Genomic DNA, 18,704 nt, shown 5'->3' with positions numbered 1-18,704 from the left:
AGCCCGGAGGTCAGCGAAGCAGGCCCGCCTGCCGGAAAACCGCGCGCAGGTAGGTTCGCATTCCGGCGGCATCGGGCGGGTTCGGCTGCAGTGCGCGATAGGTGACCGCGCCCGCGATCATGTCGGTCAGCACGTCGAGATCGGCGTCGCCGGGTACGGTGCCTTCCTCCTGCGCCCGGCGCAGCAGCGCGCGGGTGAGATCGCGCCGCGGCCGGATGTAGTGCTCCCAGTAGACAGCCATCAGTTCGGGATGGCTGACCGCGGAGCCCAGCACCCGCGCGGCCAGCGCGCGGAACTCCGGGCTCGCGGCCGTTTCCGCGGTGCTGTCGATCGCGTTCTCGACCAGTTCGTACGGTGAGCTGGTGGCGATCAGCTCGGCCGGGGGATGGCTCACCTGGTCCGCCAGCAGGGCTTCCACCGACTGCGCGATCAACTCCTCCTTGGTCGACCACCGCCGGTAGACGGTGACCTTCCCGACGCCCGCCCGTTTGGCGATCTGCTCGATGCTGGCGCCTTCCACCCCGCGTTCGACGAAAACCTCCGCCGCCGCGCGCAGGATCGCGGTGTCGGTGCCAGGGTCACGGGGCCTGCCTCGGTTCATCCGGCTCGCCCGAGCGCGCCGGCCAGCCAGTCGCCGAGGCCGGTTTCCCCGCGCCACGCCAGATGCCCGTCCGGGCGCACCAGCGCCGGTGCCTGTCCCTCGTCCGTTCGCCGCAGCACGACCACTCGCTTTCCCAGCCCTTCCCGCGCCTCTTCCGCCACCCGGTCGCCGCCGGACGCGGGCAGCAGCAGCGCCCACGTCCCGCCGAGTTCGGCGTGCAGCGTCGTCCGGCTCGCATCCTCGCGCACGCAGTCCAGATCGGCGATCCGGTCCCCGAGCGGACGGCGTCCGCCCAGCGGCCCCTTCCGGTAGCTGACCCACAGCTGTGACGCGGTGTAGGTCGCTTTCCGTTGCACCCACGGCAAACCGCCCAGTTTGATGAGCACCTTGTCCCGCAGGAACCGGCCGGCCGCGCTGTCGGCGATGTTCACCCGCGTGGCCAGCGCGGTGCCGCGGAGCACGTTCTCGGCGAGCGGCCGCCGTTCGGCTTCGTAGGTGTCGAGCAGTTCCGGCGCGGCTTGCCCGTCGATCACCATGGCGAGCTTCCAGGCCAGGTTCTCCGCGTCGCCCATCCCGGTCGGCATGCCCTGGCCGCCGAAGGGCGCGTGCACGTGCGCGGCGTCCCCTGCCAGGAAGATCCGGCCGCGGCGGTAGGTGTCCGCCAGCCGCCGGTGGACGCTGAACACCGAGGCCCAGGTGCAGTGGCCGAAGGTGGCCGTCCGCCCGGTCCGCCGGGCCAGGTGCTGCCGCAGCCGGTCGACGATCTCGGTGGGCTCCGGCCGTTCGGCGCCGCCGTCCGGGTCGTAGGAGAACAGGCGCCACGAGCCACCGGGCATCGGCATCGCGGCGAACAGGCCGTCGGGATGCACCCAGCCGCTGGTGCCGTCGCGGTCGAGGTCCCAGTCGATGTCCAGGTCGGCGAGCAGGAACCGCTCGCTGAGCTTGGCCCCGGGAAAGCCGATCCCGGCCAGCCGCCGCACCGCGCTGCCCGAGCCGTCGCACCCGACCAGCCAGGACGCGGTCAGGTGCCCGCCGTCGCCCAGCCGCACCTGGACGCCGTCGCCGTCCTGCCCGGCGCCGGTGACCTCGGTACCCCACTCCGGCTCGACGCCGAGTTCGGCGAGCCGGGCGCGCAGGGCGGCTTCGACGCGTGCCTGGGAGACGACCATCGGCGGCGCCGCCGTGCGCAGGCCGGGGTCGCCGAAACGGATGCGCATGATCGGCCGAGCCCCGGCGTAGGTGGTGATCCGCATCGCCGGGATCGACTCGCGCGGCAGTTCGCCCAGCGCGCCGAGCCTGGCCAGCACCTCGGACCCGCGGGCGTGCAGGAAGTTGGCCCGCGAGGTCTCCGCCGGTCCGGTGGCGCGGTCGAGCACCCGGACCTCCACGCCGTGCAGGCGCAATGCGCAGGCCAGTGCCAATCCGGTGGGCCCGGCACCGGTGACGAGAACAGTCATGGTGACCTCCTTTTGTTTACGAAACGGTACCGTAAACAAAATGAACCGGGCAACGTCGACTAGCCTTGAGCGGTGTTCGAATCGGCTGACTTCGATCTCGCGCCTTACGCGGAGGTCGACCTCCCGGCTCAGGTGCGGCGCACCTACTGCAGCTGGAGCGACGCGGGCTGGCGGTCGCTGCTCGTGCAGTGCTTCGACCACGCACCCGAAGCCGAGCCGTTCCCGATGCCCGCGGTGGCCGACCTCCACCTCGTGCTCTGCGTGGCCGGTGACGTGGAGATGCGCACGCGCGCCGACGGGAAGCCGGTCCGCCGCCGTTGGCTACCCGGCTATTTCGAACTCATGGTCCCCGGCCTGGCGAGCGTGCGCGACTACCGGACGACCTCGGCGCTGCGCACCATCCAGGTGACCGTTCCGTCGGCGACCGTCGAGCGGGCCGCGGCCGGGCTCGGTGACCGGGAACCGGATTTCCCGGCGCTGGCGGCGATCACCGGGGATCCGATGGTCGAGCAGCTCGTGCGCGCGCTGCCACCCGCCGGGGGCGCCGACGATCTCTACGCCGAATCCGCCGCCGCCTTCCTGGTGGCGCACCTGCTGACCAAGGGGCGGCACGAACGCCTGCCGGGGCCCGAACACGCGGCGGTCAGCCGGGCCGCCGCCCTCATGCGGGAGCGGCTGGCCGAACCGCTGACGGTGGCCGAGATCGCCGCCGAAGCGCATCTGAGCGTGTACCACTTCATCCGCGTGTTCCGGGCCGCGACCGGCGAGACCCCGCACCGGTTCCTCACCCGGCTGCGGATCGAGCGGGCGCGGCGGCTGCTGTCCGACACCGACCTCACCATCGCGCAGATCGCCGACCGGTGCGGTTTCGCCAGCCCCGGCGCGTTGTCGTCGGCGTTTCTCGGCCAGGTCGGCGTGCGGCCCTCGGTGTACCGCAGGAACTGATCGATCCTCGGCAATCCGGCGCATGGTCATCGGCCGCGCGCGGGCGAGAAGGTAACCCCCATGCGGAAATATGACGCGACGGCGGCCACGGCGGCACCCCCGGCGGTGGTCTGGCGCCTGCTGGTGGACGCCCGTACCTGGCCCGTCTGGTCGGCGGTCGACGAACTCGTGCTCGACCGGTCCAGCGGGCTCGATCCGGATGGTCACGACCCGGTCGGCGCGGTCCGCGCGTTCCGCACCGGGCGGACGGTGACCGGCGAGCGCGTGACCGGTCTCGTCGAAGAGAAGCAGCTGACCTACGAAGACGCGTTCAACAGCGCCATCCACGACTACCGGGCGGTCGTCGATCTCACCGCCACCCCCGACGGCGGCACGTTCATCCACTGGCACGGCACCTATTCCGCGCGCAAGGGACTGGGCTGGCTGATGCAGGGCGTGATGCGGCGCGTCATGCAGCGGATGGCCGACGGCCTCGCCGCCCACGCGGCGGCCCAGCCGCGCTGATCCCGCCTGCGACAGAACGGCGACAAAGCGCGGATCGCGAGTGGACACGGGCCCGGCAGCGTGGTGCCCATGACGAAACGAAGGAAAGCACTGGCCGCGGTGTTCGCGGTGCTGGCCGTCGCGGCCTGCTCGCCGGCCGAGCCCGCCGCCGCTCCGGTCGCGCCGCCGTCGAAGTTCCTGTGGATGGGCGACTCGGTGGCCGAGGGGCTGGCGGGCCCGCTGGCCGCCGCCGCGCGGGCCGGTGGTTCGTCGATGGAGTCGATCGCGTCGACCGGTGGCGGCAACGTGTCCGGGATCCCGGAGCTGACCGGTTCGACCTGGGACCAGCTCACCGCGAAGCTGGGCTCGTTCGACCCGGACGTGGTGGCCTACCAAGTGTCCACTTACGACTGGGGGACCGAGCAGGAACAGCTGGCGGCGTACGAAAAGCTGCTGGCGACCGTCACCGGTGCCGGGGCCACGCTCGTGTTCGTGACGATGCCGCCGATCAGGGCCGACGAGTTCTACGCCGGGCACATGGAGGAACTCCAGCGCACCGGCGGACTGGCGCGGCGGGTGGCCGACGGCTCCGGCGGCAAGGCCGTGGTGCTGGACAGCGCGGCGGTGTGGGGACCGGAGTACCGGATGGACCGCGACGGCAAGCGCGATCGCAGTCCCGACGGCATCCACACCTGCCCGCAGGGCGCGGCCCGGTTCGCCGCCTGGCTGATGGGTGAGCTGGCCGCGCGCTTCCCCGGCTTCACCCCGGCGGCACCCGAATCGTGGGCCAACTCCGGCTGGGCCGGCGGCCCGGCCTTCCGGGACTGCTGACGGACCGCGGCACATACTGGGCTGGTGGCCGTGATCCTGCTCATCGAAGACGACCCGCTGGTCAGCCGTGGTCTGCAGCTGGCGCTGACCCGGTACGGCAACACCGTGACCACGGCGGCCACCGGCGAGGACGGGCTGCGCGCGTGCCACGAAACCGCGCCCGAGCTGGTCGTGCTGGACGTGATGCTGCCCGACCTGGACGGGTTCGAGGTGTGCCGCCGCCTGCGTGCGCGCGGGCCGGTCCCGATCATCATGCTCACCGCGCGAGGGGACGACTTCGACGTGGTCGCCGGGCTCGCCGCCGGTGCCGACGACTACGTGACCAAGCCCGTGCGGCCCGCGGTGCTGGACGCCCGGATCAAGGCGGTGCTGCGCCGGGGCGGTCCGCGCGACAGCGATCGATCCAACGGCGCCCAGACCCACGGTGAGCTGGAGATCGACGCGGCGGGCGCGGTGGTGCGCAAGCGCGGGCAGCCGGTGGCGCTGACCCCGATCGAACTGCGCACGCTGCTCGCGCTCTCCGCCGCGCCGGGGCGGGTGTTCACCCGTCAGCAGTTGCTGGAACAGGTGTGGGAGCACGACTACCTCGGCGACTCGCGGCTGGTGGACAACTGCGTGCAGCGGCTGCGGGCCAAGATCGAGGACGTGCCCGCCGAACCGGTGTACGTGCAGACCGTGCGTGGTTTCGGTTACCGGTTCGGACCGGTATGAGGCGGCTGTTCCGGCCGCGCGGTCTGCGTGTCCGCCTGGTGCTGGCCTTCGTCCTGGTGGCCGTGGCCGGGGCGGCCGCGGCGGCGTGGGCCGGTGCCGCGTCGGCGGGCGCGTCGCTGGTCGGCGCGGCCGAGCGGCGGCACACCGAGGACCTGGTGCACCGGATCGAGGCGGTGGCCCCCGACCTGAACCTCCCGCCGGACCAGGAAATGCTCGACCGGGTGCGTGCCTCGATCGGCGAGCACACGCAGGTGACCTACCAGGGGCGGAGTTCGGGGGAACTGCCGCTGATCACCGGCGAGCTGCGGGCCGCGGCGCGTGATCGGCTGGTCTTCCAGCGCGTGGACACCGGCGAAGGGCCGCGCCTGCTCATCGGCACCCCGATCGTGACCACCGGCCTCGACCTGCGGCGCACGCCGTCCGGCATCGAGGTCTACGCGGTGCGTGACCTGTCCGATGTCGCGGGGCAGGTGGACGGGCTCGTCGGCACCGCCGCCCTCACCAGTGCCGTGGCGCTGCCGCTCGCGGTGCTGCTCGCGCTGGTGGCCGCGGGTGGTGTGCTGCGGCCGGTGCGCCGCGTGCGGGACACCGCTGTGGCACTGGCCGGTGGCGATCTGTCGGCCCGCATCTCCACCGGTGGCGCGGACGAACTGGAGGACCTGGGGGAGACCGTCAACCGGATGGCCGACTCGCTGCAGGAGGTGCTGACCGAGCAGCGGCGGTTCGTCGCCGACGTCTCGCACGAACTGCGCACGCCGTTGACCACGCTGACCGCGGTGGTCGAGGTGCTGGCCGAGTCCGCGGACGACCGCCGTCCGATGGCCAGGGAGTCCGCGGAGCTGGCGGTCGCCGAGACCGAGCGGCTGGTCGCCCTGGTGGAGGACCTGATGGAGGTGTCCCGGTTCGACGCCGGGATGGCGCGGTTGCGGACCGAGCCGGTGGAAGTGCCCGACGCGATCCGCGACTGCCTGCGTGCTCGCGGCTGGCTGGACGACGTACAGCTGGACCTGCCCGAGCCGGTGTCCGCGACGCTCGACCGCCGACGGCTCGACGTGATCGTGGCCAATCTGGTCGGCAACGCGCTGTGCCACGGCGAACCGCCGGTGCGGCTGACGCTGCGCGCCGATGACGGTGAACTGGAGATCGAGGTCACCGACCACGGGCCGGGGCTGTCGCCGGAGGCGCTGGCGCACGTGTTCGACCGGTTCTACAAGGCGGACAGCGCCCGCCCGCGATCGCCGGGCAGCGGGCTCGGGCTGGCGATCTCACTGGCCAACGCGCGACTGCACGGCGGCGATCTGGTGGCGGGCAACGCCGGAGGTGGCGGCGCGCGGTTTGTGCTCCGGCTGCCCCGGCACCACGAGGAGGCGGAATGAGGCGGACGTTGCTCGGGGGACTGGCGCTCCTGCTCGCCGGTTGCGGGGTGTCGCCGTCCGGGATCACCACCGGAACGGACGCACCCACCGGCGTGGCCCCTGAGATCTCCTTGTTCTTCGTGGACGCGCGGCAGCGGCTGCAACCGCAACCCCGGCCGACCGGCAAGCTCGGCACGATCACCGAGGCGCTGGCACTGCTGCTCACCGGACCCGGCCCGGATTCCCCGCTGCACACGGAAATCTCCGCCTCCGGGCAGACAAGGACGGTGGTGGACACCACCGCCGACCAGATCCTCGTCCGCCTCCCGCTGGCCGAACGCGACCTGACCGCGCTCGGCGTGGACCAGGTCGTGTGCACCGCGCTGGGGGTGCACCGGCAGGGCGGCGGCTCGCCGTCGGCCGTGGTGCGGGTGCGGTTCACGGTGCCCCATGAGGAACCGGGACCGCCACGGCGTTGTCCGGTGCTCCCGGCAGGCTAAGAGGTCACCATCGGAACCACCAGCCCGGTCACGTCGACCTGGACGACCGGAGGCCGGGGCACCGCGACCCACAGCGCGGCGAGCGCGAGCGTGGCGACGGCGACGGCGCCCACTCCGGTGCGGCCCCGCGCCCAGGTCGCGCGGAACCGGATCGGGTCCTCGACCAGCACTTTCGACAGCACGGCCAGCGCGAGCGACACCGCGCACACGATCGCCGTGCGCGCCCAGCCCGTCATGCCGATCCGTTCTTCGGACAGGACCAGGAAAACCGGCCAGTGCCACAGGTAGAGGCTGTAGGACACCGAGCCGAGCCCGCGCAGCGGCGCCCAGCCGAGCGCGCGCGTCACCGGTGAGCCGGGCGTCTGCGCGCACAGCGCGATCAGCGCCGCTGCGAGCAGGGAGTGCGCGAACAAGCCGCCGCGGAACAACCAGTGCGCGTTCTCGCCGTCCGCGACCAGCCAGAAGACCGCGAGCACGCCGAACAGCAGTGCCAGCACCACTTCGCGACTGGCCACTTTGGACACGAGGCGGGTCGCCGGCGCGGTGGCCATCAACGCGCCCAGCAGCAGGGAGAACGCCCGCGTGTCGGTCCCGGTGTAGACCCGGGTGGAATCGCTTGGGGTGAAAAGGAAAACCATCAGGACGAGCGAGAGCACCGAAGCGAGCGCCGCGACCAGCGCGACCCGATGCCCGGCCCGTCCGCCCGCGCGGACGATCAGCAGCACGACCACCGGCCACAGCAGGTAGAACTGCTCCTCGACGGCGATGCTCCACAGGTGGCCGAACACCCGGCCGGGGCCGAACCGGTCCCAGTAGGCCGCCGATTCCGCCAGCAGGTGCCAGTTCACCAGGTTCGCCTGCACCCACGGCCCGTCGGCGAGTGCGGTGCTCCACAGGTTCTTGTCGCCCAGTGCCCACACCGCCAGCGTGGTACCGGCGAGCATCACCGTCAGCGCGGGCAGCAACCGCCGGGCGCGCCGTCCCCAGAACGCGCGCGGCGACCCCGTGCCGTCACGCAGCAGCAGCCCGGTGATCAGGAAGCCGGACAACGCGAAGAACAGGTCCACACCGAGAAATCCGCCGCCGAAGTGACCGGCGTGGAACAACAGCACCCCGGCCACCGCGACGCCGCGGAGCCCGTCCAGCCCCGGCAGTCTTTTTGTTTCGCTCACCACCGCGATCCTGCGTGGCGAAGATCGCCACCTGGTCCGCGCTCTGTGGCAGTCCTGTCGCAGCGGCGCCGCTTACTGCCCGGAACCGGACAGGAGCGCGAAACCCTGGCGGTCGACCGGGAGTGAGGTGGCCGACAGGATGACCGCGCCGGTACCGGCCTCGCGGTCGAAGCCGAGCCAGGTGCGGAAGCCGCCGGTGCCGCCGTTGTGCCAGGTGACCGACCGGCCCTTCACCCGGATCGTGAGCCAGGCGGCCCCGATGCGCCCGCCCGCGCCGAAAGGGGCGACCGGGTCGAGCGCCGCGGTGCCCGGGGCACTGCCGTCGAGCACCGCCGCGGTGAAGCGGGCCATGGCGTTGATGGACGCCCGGATGCCGCCCGCCGGTCCGAGCGCTTCGCCGGTCCAGGGTTCGCGCGGCTTGCCTCGGCGGCTCCGGCCGGTGAGTGCTCCCGGCCGGAGTTGCGCGTTCGTTGCGGGCACGGAGAAATCGAGGTCCAGCGGCTTCGCGATCCGCTCGTGCACGAGGTCGGCGTAGGTCGTCGAGGCAGCGGCGGCGAGGGCGTGGCCGAGCAGTTCGAACCCGAAGTTGGAGTAGCGGGGTCGCGGTTTGCCCACCTGAACGCCGCGGGCCTGGTCCAGGAGTTGGCCGAGGTCCTCACCGTAGGGATTGGTCCCGTGCCGCCACAGGGCGATGGTGCGGCGCAGGGGATGCGCGGACTTCGGCAGTCGCGGCAGGCCGGAGCTGTGTGTGCTCAACGACCGCAGCGTCAGCCGCGCGGCGGGGACGTCGCCCAGCGGGAGCAACTCACCGAGCGTGGTGTCCTGGCCGATCTCGCCACGGGCCAGCGCGTCCGCGTAGAGCAATCCGGTGACACCCTTGGTGATCGAGCCGATCTCGAAGTCCGCGTCGAGATCGGCGCGGAGCCCGGCCACCGCGACGTCCTGGTCCGAGACCAGGGCCGCCGCGGCGACCGGGTGGCGGGGGCCCAGCAGTTCGCCGAGCCTGGTGGCGAGCCGTTCGTCGCCGTAGATCTTCGGTTCCGCGTCCATGTGTCAACCATAGTTGACTTCGTCAGGCCGCCACCAGCTCGCGTTGCGGCTTCTTGCGCAGCACGGTCATCCCGACCACGGCGAACGCCACCACGATGAGCGCGCTGATCGTGGCCACGGTGTGCAGGCCGCTGGTGAACGCCTCCCGCGCGGTGGCCAGCAGCGACTGGTCACCGAGCACCACCGCGCCGGCCAGGCTCTCCCCGGCCGGGTCGCCCGCCGGAAGGTCCACTTCGGACCGGTAGACCGCGGTGCCGATGCTGCCGAACAACGCGATCCCCATGGCGATCCCGAATTCGGCGGTGGTCTCCGACATGGCCGAGGCCGCGCCCGCCTTCCGCGGCGGCACCGCGTTGATCACCATCTCGGTGCACAGCACGCCCTGCGGGCCCATGCCGAACGCGGCCACCGAGATGCCGAGCACCAGCAGCACCAGTCCCTGCCCGGCGTCGATCAGGGTGAACAGCAGCATGCCACCCGCGGCGACCAGCATGCCGAAGCCGAGCACGAACTCCGGCCGGAACCGCCGGGCCAGCTTCGGCGCGATCATCGACCCGGCGACCACCGCGACGGCCTGCGGCACCAGCGCGAACCCCGCTTCGGCCGAGGACAGCCCTTCGACCAGCTGCAGGTACTGGTTGACCAGCAGGAAAACCCCGCCCATGGTGAGCGCGCCGACCAGCACGATGCCCAGCGCCGCGGCGAACTTCTGGTCGCGGAACAGGCTCAGGTCCAGCATCGGGTGGTCGATCACCCGCTGCCGCCGCACGAACGCCACGCCGATCACGGCGCCGACGGCCAGCGCGGTGAGATTGGCCGCGCCGGGCCCGTCCTTCGCCATTTCCTTCAGCCCGAACACGATCGGCAGGACCGCGCCGAGCCACAACGCCACGCTGACCAGGTCGAGCCGCCCCGCGTGCTCGTCGCGGTACTCCGGCAGCAGCTTCGGGGCGGTGACCAGCAGCAGCACCATCACCGGCACGGCCAGCAGGAACACCACGCCCCAGTGCGCGACCTCGAGCAGCGCCCCGCCGACCACCGGGCCGATCACCATGCCGCCCATGAAGCAGCTCATCCACACCGCGATCGCCGTGCCGCGCTCCCGTGGATCGGTGAACATGTTGCTGATCAGGGCCAGCGTCGACGGCATGAGCGTGGCCCCGGCGACGCCGAGCACGGCCCGCGCCGCGATCAGCATCTCCGGGCTGGTGGCGAACGCCGCCGCGATCGAGGCCAGCCCGAACGCGGCGCCGCCGGTCATCAGCAGTTTCCGCCGCCCGATCCGGTCGCCGAGGGTGCCCATGGTGACCAGGAAGCCGGCGATCATGAAGCCGTAGATGTCGATGATCCACAGCAGCTGGCTGCCGCTGGGGTGCAGGTCGGCGGCCAGGTGCGGGACCGCGAGGTGCAGCACGCTCATGTCCAGCGAGAGCAGCAGCGTCGGCAGCGCCAGCACGGCCAGCCCGACCCATTCCCGCCGCCCGGCTCGCGTTGTCGTCTCCGTGTTCATCGGTCCCATCCCTCGCTTCGGTGATTTCCGCCTTCACTCCCACGACGAACGGCTCAGCCGTGAACAGACACCTCCCCGGGAACTTTCTCGGGCCGATTTCGATCAGCGCGGATTGCTCCGGCGCCAGGCCACGTAGTCCGCTTCCGCCGCGTCCACGTCGAAGGCCGGGGGTGTGCTTCCGGAGCGCGCCCGCGAAATCACGGTTCGTCGCCGGCACCCCGCTCGAGACGTTGTAGGTGTTGTGCCGCAGGGTTTCCGTGGTCATCAGCAGGGCGATCGCGCGCCCCGGCGCTGACGTAGGACGGGATGCGGGAGAACGGCGACCCCGGATCGACCAGCGGCCCCCAGATCGGCGGTGCAAAGATTGTGTGACAGTCTTTCGGCCAACGTAACACCCGTCTAGGCTCGGCACCATGATGATCACTCCGGACACCACGGGGTTCCAGCCGGCCGGTGACGCCTGGACCGACTCCCATGGCGACCGCATGTCCGTGCACTTCTTCGACCTGGTGCCGAACCTGCCCGCGAGCCTCGACGACCTCCCGCGCCTGCGACACGAGCTGGCCGTCCAGACCGCCGAGGACGGTGGGCTGATCGAGGCGTTCGTGGTCACCGTGGACGGGGTGCCCGCGCTGCTGCAGGTGGTGAAGGTGCCTTACCCGGACCGGCCTGGCCAGGTGTTCATCGCGTCGATCACGGTGCCCAAGGCGACCGCGAGCGTGGTGCTGAGGCTGGTCGCGCAAGAAGGCTCGCCGACCGGGGCAAAGGAGTCGGCGGTGCTCGCGGAGACGATCGTCGAGACCGGCAGTCCCGACGCTTTCTACGCCCCGCACCCGTACGCGCCGCAGTCCCGGCCGCGGCTGCCGTGGCACCGCGCCGACGACCCGCGGTTCGACGAGCACTTCCCCGGCCATCCGCTCAGCCGCGCCCGGCGCTGGCTGCGGCACATGCTGGCCACCGCCCGGTTGGACCCGGAATTCGCCGCGCTGCCGCCGTTCGGTTCGGCGGTGTCGGTGTCGATCGGGCTGCCGATCGGGCCGTTCCTTCCACTGTGGACGGTGGAGGAGAAGATGACGTTCTGGCGCTTGGAGGATCCGGCCGCGGCGCGTGCCCAACTGGGCCGTGGCGGGATCACCCGGCGGCCGCTGAACTCGACCGAGGGCTGCGAGGCGGGCTGGCTGTACCCGGCGGACGGGGTGCTGGCGTTGTCGGCGGACGCGCCGCCCGTGCGGATCTCGGCGGTCACCGACGAGACGGCGTACACCAGCATCACGCCGGAGGAGATCGTCGCGGCGTTCGACTGGATCGGCGAGCTGTCCGTGGCCGCGGGGGGCCGGGCGGAGATGCTGCTGGTGCGCACGGCTGCCGTAGCCGACGGCGCGGACAACTACGTGCTGATGACCCTCCAGTTCGACGACGGCAGGCCTTCGTGCGTGGTGGAAACCTCGCCGGTGCCGGTGGGCGCGCAGTTCTGGGACACGCTGCCGCCGATTCCCAAGCCGAACACCGCCGGCTTCGCCCGCGCGCGGGACGCGGACCAGGCCCGCACGGACGGCAGGCTCACCATGTGGGCCGTGCAGACCTGGGATGTGCACCCGTTCCGCTTGATGCTGTCGTACAAGCCGAACCCGGCTCTGGTCACGGGATGAGCGCGTCCTATTCCCGTCGGCTCGGGCAGTCGGTGCGGTAGGCGGTTTCGGCCGGTACGAGCAGGTGGCGGGCCTGCGCGCGGGCGCGCAGGCTGGTCCAGCGGTTTGCCGGAAGGGAAACCCCGGCGAGCGCGAACGGGGAAGATGAGCCGTTGCGCACGCGGCCGACTCCGAGCGACGGCCGGACGCGTCGACCACCAGGTCCGCCTGTTCGGTGCCCGAGCCCGTCCGCACCCCGGCAACCCGCGGCGGAGCCCCATCGACCAGCGGACGGTGCCACTCGAAGAAGTCGTGTTCGAGGTCCGGTCCGGCTTGACACCCACTAGGCATAGTTATAGCTTCTAACTATAGCGATTTGCTATAACTTGCCCTGGGGAGAAGGATCATGTTCGCTACCCGCTCGCAGAGTCCCCGTCGTCGGATCGCGGCCCTGGTCGCGGTTCCGCTGGCCCTGCTCGGCGCCACCGCGATGCCCGCGCAGGCCGCGGCCGGGCGCGGACCGGCGTCGCTGACCTGCCAGGGCAGAGGCGTCGACCCGGCCGCCGAGGCGCGGCATCGGGCCGAGATCTTCATTCAGGCGCCACTGCGCACCGTGTGGGGTCTGCACACCGATGTCGAAGGCTGGACCTCGTGGCAGAAACCCGCCGCGCCGATGACCGTGGAGCGGCTCGACCACGGTCCGCTGCGCCGGGGTTCCCGGTTCCAGGCGAACATCGAGGTGCCGCCCGCCAAGGTGGTCATCACCTCCACCGTCGGGCAACGCCGGCACGGCAAATGCGTCCGCTGGACCGGCCCCGCCGACGGCCCCGGCTACCACATCGACGGGGTGCACGTGTGGAACTTCGTCAAGGTCCGCGGCGGTGTCCTCGTCCGCACCGAAGAAACCCACCGCGGCGCGCAAGCCGACCCCAACTCCGACATGGGCCTGGAAACTTGGCTCCACGACCTCAAAACCACCGCCGAGGCTGTGCCGCCGGTGTCTTCGGCGCAGTGGTAAATGGGTGGCCCGCGTCGTGGTGGGGCGCGGAGGATGCGCGGTTGTGCGGAAGCGGCCCGAGATTCGTGCGGCGGACGGGAAATTGCGCGGCGCCTGGGAGGAGGGCGTCGCGGTGTTCCGCGGCGTCCCGTTCGCCGAGCCGCCGGTTGGCGCGTTGCGGTTCGCCGCGCCGCGGCCGGTGCGGGCCTGGGATGGGGTGCGTGAAGCCGTATCGTACGGTCCGCCGCCTCCGCAGGCCGCCGCGTTCGGCATGGACGCGCTGGCCGAGGACGCACCCGACGACTGGCTGACGATCAACGTCTTCTCTCCGGAACCCAGCCAGGGCGCGGGTTTGCCGGTCATGGTGTGGATCCAGGGCGGCGCTTACGCGATCGGGATGTCCAGTCTGCCCGAGTACGACGGCGGCCGCCTCGCACGCGAAGGCGTCGTGCTGGTGACGTTCAACTACCGCGTGGGTGTCGAGGGGTTCGCGCAGCTCGACGGCGCGCCCGCCAATCGGGGACTGCTCGACCAGGTCGCCGCGCTGGTATGGGTGCGTGACAACATCCGGGCCTTCGGCGGCGATCCCGGCCGGGTCACCGTCTTCGGCCAGTCGGCGGGTGGCGGATCGGTCGCCGCGCTGCTCGCGATGCCGGGTGCGTCCGGGCTCTTCCACCGGGCCGTCGCGCAGAGTGTGCCCGGAACGTTCTTCACCCCGGCGCTCGCCGCCGACATCGCCACCGCGTGCGCGGCCGAGCTGGGGCTGCGGCCCACGGTGACCGACTTGTCCACTGTGGACCCGCCAGTACTGTCCGCCGCCGCTGACGTGGTCACCGCGAAAATCGGTCAGTGGACGGGAAGCTGGGGCCAGGCCGCGCACCGGAAGATCCCGTTCGCGCCGGTGGTCGACGGTGAGGTTCTGCCCCTCACCCCGTGGCAGGCACTGGCCGACGGAGCCGGCCGGGACATCCGCCTGATCGCCGGCCATGTCCGCGACGAGCAACGCCTGTTCACCGCGATCGAAGGCATGGCAACGACTGCGCGGACGGCGCTGGAAGTCCTGGCGCCCGGCCCGGACGGTGCACGCCGCTACCGCGAAGGCTTCCCCGGCGCGAGCGAGGAAGAGCTGTACGAACTGGTCAACTCGGATTGGCTGTTCCGGATGCCTTCACTCCACCTCGCCCAGGCGCAGACCGCGGGCGGCGGCCGGGCCCACGTCTACGAGCTGACCTGGAACGGCGTTCTCGGCGCCTGCCACGGCCTCGACGTGCCATTGGTGTTCGGCAATCCGGACCGCGGCCAGCCCGCGATGCTGATCGGTGACGACCTCTTGGCCGAAGCGGAGGCGCTGTCCACCCGGATGCGCGCCGCGTGGACGGCGTTTGCCACCCACGGCGATCCCGGCTGGCCCGTGTACGACCCGGCAAGGCGACTCGTGCAGCTCTTCGGCACACGACCGGTTGTCACCACGTACCCGGAGGAAGTATCCCGGCGGATCTGGCAGGACCACACCTTCGCCGCGCTCGAGCCGACCGCCACGCCCAGTTGAGTACCGATCGGTGCACAAGTGCTACCGTCTACTTGAGTACCGATTGGTACCGAACTTGTGGAGGGCAGCATGGGGCAGTTCGACGGCACGACAGCGGTGGTCACCGGTGGGAGCAGCGGGATCGGCCTGGCCGCGGCCGAGCGCCTCGCCGCCGATGGGGCGCACGTCTTCATCACCGGCAGGCGCGAGGCGGAACTGGAAGCGGCGGTCAAGACCATCGGCTCGGCCACCGCGGTGGCGGGCGACATCTCGAACCCGGCCGACCTGGACCGGCTCTACGACGCGGTCCGTGCGCGGGGCAAGGGGCTGGACACGTTGTTCGCCAACGCCGCGACGGCCGCGTTCGCGACGCTGGAACAGGTCACCGAAGAACACTTCGACCGGATCTTCGACGTCAACGTGCGAGGCACGCTGTTCACCGTGCAGAAGGCGTTGCCACTGCTCAACGACGGCGCCTCGGTGATCCTGAACTCCTCCGTCCGCGCCGATGACGGTGTCGAGGCGTTCGGCACGTATGCGGCTTCCAAGGCCGCCGTGCGCTCCTACGCCCGGACCTGGGCCAACGAACTCAAGGGACGCGGCATCCGGGTCAACGCGATCTCACCGGGCACGATCGACACGCCCGCGGTCGCCGCCATAGTCGGCGAGGAGAACGCTCCGGCGGCCAAGGCGAGCTTCGCGGCGAAGGTGCCACTCGGCCGGATCGGCACCGCGTCCGAGGTTGCCGACGCGGTGGCTTTCCTCGCGTCGAAGCAGAGCACCTTCGTACTCGGCGCCAACCTGTACATCGACGGCGGCGAAAAGCAATTCTGATCCGCTTTGTTCGGCAGGAACCAGCGGAATGCTCAGGGGATCACCACGATGTTCCCGACGAAGTTCTTCGCCATGAACTCCTTCTGCGCGTCGACGAACCGTTCCAGCGGGAAGGTCCGCGCCAGCAGCGGTCGCAGCGTGCCGTCCTGGATGAGCCGGAGCAGTTCCGCGAAGTCCTCGTGTGAGCCGAAGGAGGAACCGATCAGCTCGACCTGCTTGAGGTAGAGACGTCGGAGGTCGAGTTCGACCAGCGGTCCCGCCATGGCGCCCGCGGTGACGTACCGGCCGAGCGGGCGGATGATTTCGCCCAGCAGACCGGCGAACGCGGGACCGCCGACCACGTCCGCGACGATGTCGACCTCGTCCTCGACCTTGCCGGCGGCCAGCTCTTCGCGGGTGAGCACCGTGTCGACGCCGAGGCGCGCGACTTCGTCCGCTTTCTCCCTTGTGGTGACAGCGATGACCCGCGCGCCTCGGACGGCCGACAACTGGGCCAGCGCCGAGCCGACCCCGCCCGAGGCGCCGGTGACGAGGACGACGTCCCCGGCCGCCGCCCGGGCGCGGTTGAGCATTCTCTGCGCGGTGAGGTAGGCGGTCGGGAAGGTCGCGATTTCGGCGTCGGTGAGGGAACAGTCGACGGAATGGGCGAGAGAACTCGGTACGGCGACAAGTTCCGCGTATCCGCCGTCCCGCTCGCTGCCGAGGTAGCGGGTGGTCACCAGCTCGCGTTCTCCGCCGGTGTACAGCACCGGATCGATCAGGACGCGCTCGCCGATCCGCGTTGCGGGCACGTCGGCGCCGACCCGGTCGATGTACCCGGCGACGTCGGCACCTTGGACGCGCGGGAAATGTATGGGCTCCCCGCGCCAGCCCGCCAGTGCGGAGGAGTCGTCCGACGTGCCGTAGGCGCCCTCGCGGGTCCACACGTCGGTGTTGTTGAGCCCCGCGGCCGCCACCCGGACGACGACCTCGTCGTCGGCGGGCACGGGTTCGGGGAGGTCGGTCCGGTATTCGAGCTTGTCCAGCCCGCCGAACCCGGTGACGACCACACCCCTCACGGCATTACCTCCTGCTGTCCGGATCGGCGAGAACCGACTGCTGGTCCAGGATTTCGCTCTGCTGATCGCCCGCCGCCGGTGCGGACCGGACCGCCCGGCCCGGCCGGACCAGCGCGCCGAGCACGCCGATCGCCGCGCAGGTGAAGAAGGCGGAGGTGCCGCCGGCGGCGTCGGTGAGCGCGCCGGCCAGCGGGGCGCCGACGGCCTGCCCGACCGCGATCATCAGGAACGAGACCCCGACGCCGAACGACGCGCGCCGGGGGTACAGGCGGGTGCTCCAGAGCAGCACCAGTCCGCACAGACCGACATAGGAGGCACCAAAAAGCGCGGCCGCGGCGAACACGGCGACGGTGACGCCGGGTGCCATCGCGAGCAGGAGCGTCGACGCCGCCATCGCGATCATCACGGCCGTCCAGGACCGGGCCAGCCCGGCTCGCGCGACGAGATCGCCGCTCAGCGCGCCGATGAAACCCGCCGCGCCGAGCACCGCCCACATCATCGTCGAGACGGTGCTGCCCGCGCCTCCGGTGCTGGTGACGAGGTCCCGGCCGAACGTCCAGGTGGCGACGCTGCTCAGACCCATCAGAAACGCGCCGAAGACCAGGATCGCGGTGCCGGGGACCCAGCCGCGCGTCCCGCCGCCCGTTGCCCGCTCCGAGGTGGTGAACGGCACGGTCAGATAGATCCACAGGGTGACCACCGCGGCGAGGATCGCGAACACCGCCCACGCCCACCGCCACTGCTCGATCAGCACCAGCGCGACGGGCCCGGAGACCAGCACCCCGATGCCCGTTCCGGCGTTGACCACGCTCTGGGACCGGTCCTGCGAGTCGGCCCGTACCCATCGGCTCACGGCCGCCGCCATCGGCGGGGAGGCGACCCCGGTGCTGGAGCCGGCGATCAGCACACCGGCCGCCAGCACCGCGCTCGTCGGCGCGACGGCCACCATCGCGGTGCCCACCGTCGCGACGACGCCCGCTCCCACGGCGAGCCTGCGCGCCCCGAAGCGCTCGGTGAGCACCAGGCTGGCCACGATCGCCACGCAATAGCCGACGTAACTGCCGGAACCGATGAATCCGGAAAGCGTGGAACTGATGCCGAAAGTGTCCTGGAACTCGGGTGCGAACAAGCCGTAGGCGAAACGCGCGAAACCGTAACAGGTGCCGATGAGCGCGGTACCCGCACACACCATTCCCCATCGGGCGCCAGTCCCCGCCTGGCTCGAGGTGGCCATGACCGCACACTCCCGCCTGAGCTGGATCGTCGTTCAGTGCCTGGACAATCACGCTACGGGCACCACCGGAGGCGGGCAACTCGGCCGTCCGGGAGCGGCGTTTTCACTGGTTATGCGCGCGGAGCGGGCCCGGCCGCCGTTCGCAGGATCCAGTACGTGGCCGTTTCCTCGTCGATGTAAGGCTCGTTGCCGTGGACGTGGAGCAGGGTGAGTTCGCCGTCGACGATCAGTTTGTCCAGGTATTGCGTGAACTCGGATTCGTTCAGGTAGCTGTCCCGGGTGCTGACGACAAGAATTCCGCCGGCGCGCACGGCGTCGACCAGATGCGTGAGCGCCGCCGCCGCGACGTGGCCGAGGGTGAACACCCCGCAGCACACCAGCAGGTCGTAGGCTCCGGCGTCGAGGCACTCCATCGGACGGTTCAGATCCACCCGCCCGCGCAGGGCGCGGTAACAACCCGTGCTCGCGGCCTTGCGCACCATGGGTTCGCTCAGGTCGATCCCGTCGATCCTGGTGAATCCGGCACGGGCCAGTTCGATTCCCACCAGGCCGGTGCCGCAGCCGGCGTCGAGCACGGTCAACTCGTCGGGCCGCAACTTCCGGTCAATGATGGTTTCACTGGTCAGCTCGACGATCCGGGCAGGCGCGCGGTAGCCCTGGTCCGTGACGTCGGCGTCGTAGGAATCGACCCAGTCACGGTAGAACTCGTCGAGATTGCCGACATCGCCGTCAAGTGCGTGCGAGCGCTTGATCGCGTCGAAGCTGACGCTCTGGCTCGCTTGGCCCAAGCGGGAACTGCTCGCGTTCACG

At 71.2% G+C, this 18,704-nt stretch carries 19 protein-coding genes; 10 read left to right on the top strand and 9 right to left on the bottom strand.

All coding sequences use genetic code 11. The features are described from left to right. Nucleotides 1-10 precede the first annotated feature (10 nt). Nucleotides 11-601, bottom strand: a complete 591-nt coding sequence (locus YIM_RS34085; RefSeq protein WP_153034222.1) for a TetR/AcrR family transcriptional regulator — start codon at nt 599-601, stop codon at nt 11-13. Next, the gene (locus tag YIM_RS34080) at nt 598-2,058 is read right to left on the bottom strand and encodes an FAD-dependent monooxygenase (protein WP_153034221.1); all 1,461 of its coding nucleotides are present in this window, start codon (nt 2,056-2,058) and stop codon (nt 598-600) included. Before YIM_RS34080 ends, YIM_RS34085 begins: the two co-directional genes overlap by 4 nt. A gap of 72 nt (nt 2,059-2,130) precedes the next feature. On the opposite strand from YIM_RS34080, the gene YIM_RS34075 reads away from it, so the two are divergent. From YIM_RS34075 to YIM_RS34050, 6 genes are all read left to right on the top strand, one after another. Continuing rightward, on the top strand, nt 2,131-3,003 hold the full coding sequence (locus YIM_RS34075; protein ID WP_153034220.1) for a helix-turn-helix domain-containing protein: 873 nt from the start codon (nt 2,131-2,133) through the stop codon (nt 3,001-3,003). Nucleotides 3,004-3,063: 60 nt separating this feature from the next. Continuing rightward, on the top strand, nt 3,064-3,507 hold the full coding sequence (locus YIM_RS34070; protein ID WP_153034219.1) for an SRPBCC family protein: 444 nt from the start codon (nt 3,064-3,066) through the stop codon (nt 3,505-3,507). Nucleotides 3,508-3,576: 69 nt separating this feature from the next. Next, a complete protein-coding gene (locus YIM_RS34065) occupies nt 3,577-4,317 on the top strand; it encodes an SGNH/GDSL hydrolase family protein (protein ID WP_228004186.1) in 741 nt (246 codons plus the stop codon). 24 nt (nt 4,318-4,341) lie between these two features. Continuing rightward, a complete protein-coding gene (locus tag YIM_RS34060; protein WP_153034217.1) occupies nt 4,342-5,028 on the top strand; it encodes a response regulator transcription factor in 687 nt (228 codons plus the stop codon). Next, entirely contained in the window at nt 5,025-6,404 is a 1,380-nt protein-coding gene (locus YIM_RS34055; RefSeq protein ID WP_153034216.1) for a HAMP domain-containing sensor histidine kinase, read from the top strand. The genes YIM_RS34060 and YIM_RS34055 overlap by 4 nt, the downstream gene beginning before the upstream one ends. Then, nucleotides 6,401-6,883 (top strand): hypothetical protein, encoded by a 483-nt coding sequence (locus tag YIM_RS34050; RefSeq protein ID WP_153034215.1) that lies wholly within the window; start codon nt 6,401-6,403, stop codon nt 6,881-6,883. The genes YIM_RS34055 and YIM_RS34050 overlap by 4 nt, the downstream gene beginning before the upstream one ends. Here the strand turns inward: YIM_RS34050 and YIM_RS34045 are convergent. The 3 genes from YIM_RS34045 to YIM_RS34035 all read right to left on the bottom strand — a co-directional run bounded on the left by YIM_RS34045 (nt 6,880) and on the right by YIM_RS34035 (nt 10,615). Next, nucleotides 6,880-8,055, bottom strand: coding sequence for an acyltransferase (locus tag YIM_RS34045; protein ID WP_228004185.1), 1,176 nt, complete (start codon nt 8,053-8,055; stop codon nt 6,880-6,882). The genes YIM_RS34050 and YIM_RS34045 overlap by 4 nt on opposite strands. 72 nt (nt 8,056-8,127) lie before the next feature. Continuing rightward, nucleotides 8,128-9,105, bottom strand: coding sequence for a serine hydrolase (locus YIM_RS34040; protein ID WP_153034214.1), 978 nt, complete (start codon nt 9,103-9,105; stop codon nt 8,128-8,130). A gap of 22 nt (nt 9,106-9,127) precedes the next feature. After that, nucleotides 9,128-10,615 (bottom strand): MFS transporter, encoded by a 1,488-nt coding sequence (locus tag YIM_RS34035; protein WP_153034213.1) that lies wholly within the window; start codon nt 10,613-10,615, stop codon nt 9,128-9,130. 413 nt (nt 10,616-11,028) lie between these two features. On the opposite strand from YIM_RS34035, the gene YIM_RS49420 reads away from it, so the two are divergent. Next, nucleotides 11,029-12,264, top strand: a complete 1,236-nt coding sequence (locus YIM_RS49420; protein ID WP_228004184.1) for a hypothetical protein — start codon at nt 11,029-11,031, stop codon at nt 12,262-12,264. A 7-nt stretch (nt 12,265-12,271) separates the two neighbouring features. Here the strand turns inward: YIM_RS49420 and YIM_RS34025 are convergent, their stop codons facing one another. Continuing rightward, on the bottom strand, nt 12,272-12,424 hold the full coding sequence (locus YIM_RS34025) for a hypothetical protein (protein ID WP_153034212.1): 153 nt from the start codon (nt 12,422-12,424) through the stop codon (nt 12,272-12,274). A gap of 225 nt (nt 12,425-12,649) precedes the next feature. On the opposite strand from YIM_RS34025, the gene YIM_RS34020 reads away from it, so the two are divergent. The 3 genes from YIM_RS34020 to YIM_RS34010 all read left to right on the top strand — a co-directional run bounded on the left by YIM_RS34020 (nt 12,650) and on the right by YIM_RS34010 (nt 15,602). Continuing rightward, nucleotides 12,650-13,261 carry an SRPBCC family protein gene (locus YIM_RS34020; protein WP_153034211.1) on the top strand — a complete coding sequence of 204 codons (612 nt, stop codon included), beginning with the start codon at nt 12,650-12,652 and terminating at the stop codon, nt 13,259-13,261. A gap of 43 nt (nt 13,262-13,304) precedes the next feature. Next, nucleotides 13,305-14,789 (top strand): carboxylesterase/lipase family protein, encoded by a 1,485-nt coding sequence (locus YIM_RS34015; RefSeq protein ID WP_153034210.1) that lies wholly within the window; start codon nt 13,305-13,307, stop codon nt 14,787-14,789. Nucleotides 14,790-14,858: 69 nt separating this feature from the next. Next, the gene (locus YIM_RS34010; protein ID WP_153034209.1) at nt 14,859-15,602 is read left to right on the top strand and encodes an SDR family NAD(P)-dependent oxidoreductase; all 744 of its coding nucleotides are present in this window, start codon (nt 14,859-14,861) and stop codon (nt 15,600-15,602) included. 32 nt (nt 15,603-15,634) lie between these two features. Here the strand turns inward: YIM_RS34010 and YIM_RS34005 are convergent, their stop codons facing one another. The 3 genes from YIM_RS34005 to YIM_RS33995 form a co-directional block, all read right to left on the bottom strand. Beyond that, nucleotides 15,635-16,660: a zinc-binding dehydrogenase gene (locus YIM_RS34005; protein WP_194239847.1), complete on the bottom strand. Its 1,026-nt coding sequence runs from the start codon at nt 16,658-16,660 to the stop codon at nt 15,635-15,637. A 4-nt stretch (nt 16,661-16,664) separates the two neighbouring features. Further along, the gene (locus YIM_RS34000; protein ID WP_153034208.1) at nt 16,665-17,894 is read right to left on the bottom strand and encodes an MFS transporter; all 1,230 of its coding nucleotides are present in this window, start codon (nt 17,892-17,894) and stop codon (nt 16,665-16,667) included. Nucleotides 17,895-18,004: 110 nt separating this feature from the next. Then, nucleotides 18,005-18,703 carry a class I SAM-dependent methyltransferase gene (locus YIM_RS33995; protein ID WP_194240360.1) on the bottom strand — a complete coding sequence of 233 codons (699 nt, stop codon included), beginning with the start codon at nt 18,701-18,703 and terminating at the stop codon, nt 18,005-18,007. Nucleotide 18,704: the final 1 nt, after the last annotated feature.

This window comes from Amycolatopsis sp. YIM 10, assembly GCF_009429145.1.
Lineage (GTDB): Bacteria > Actinomycetota > Actinomycetes > Mycobacteriales > Pseudonocardiaceae > Amycolatopsis.
Note: the sequence above shows the minus strand (reverse complement) of the source record. Positions and strands in the feature narration are given on the sequence as shown.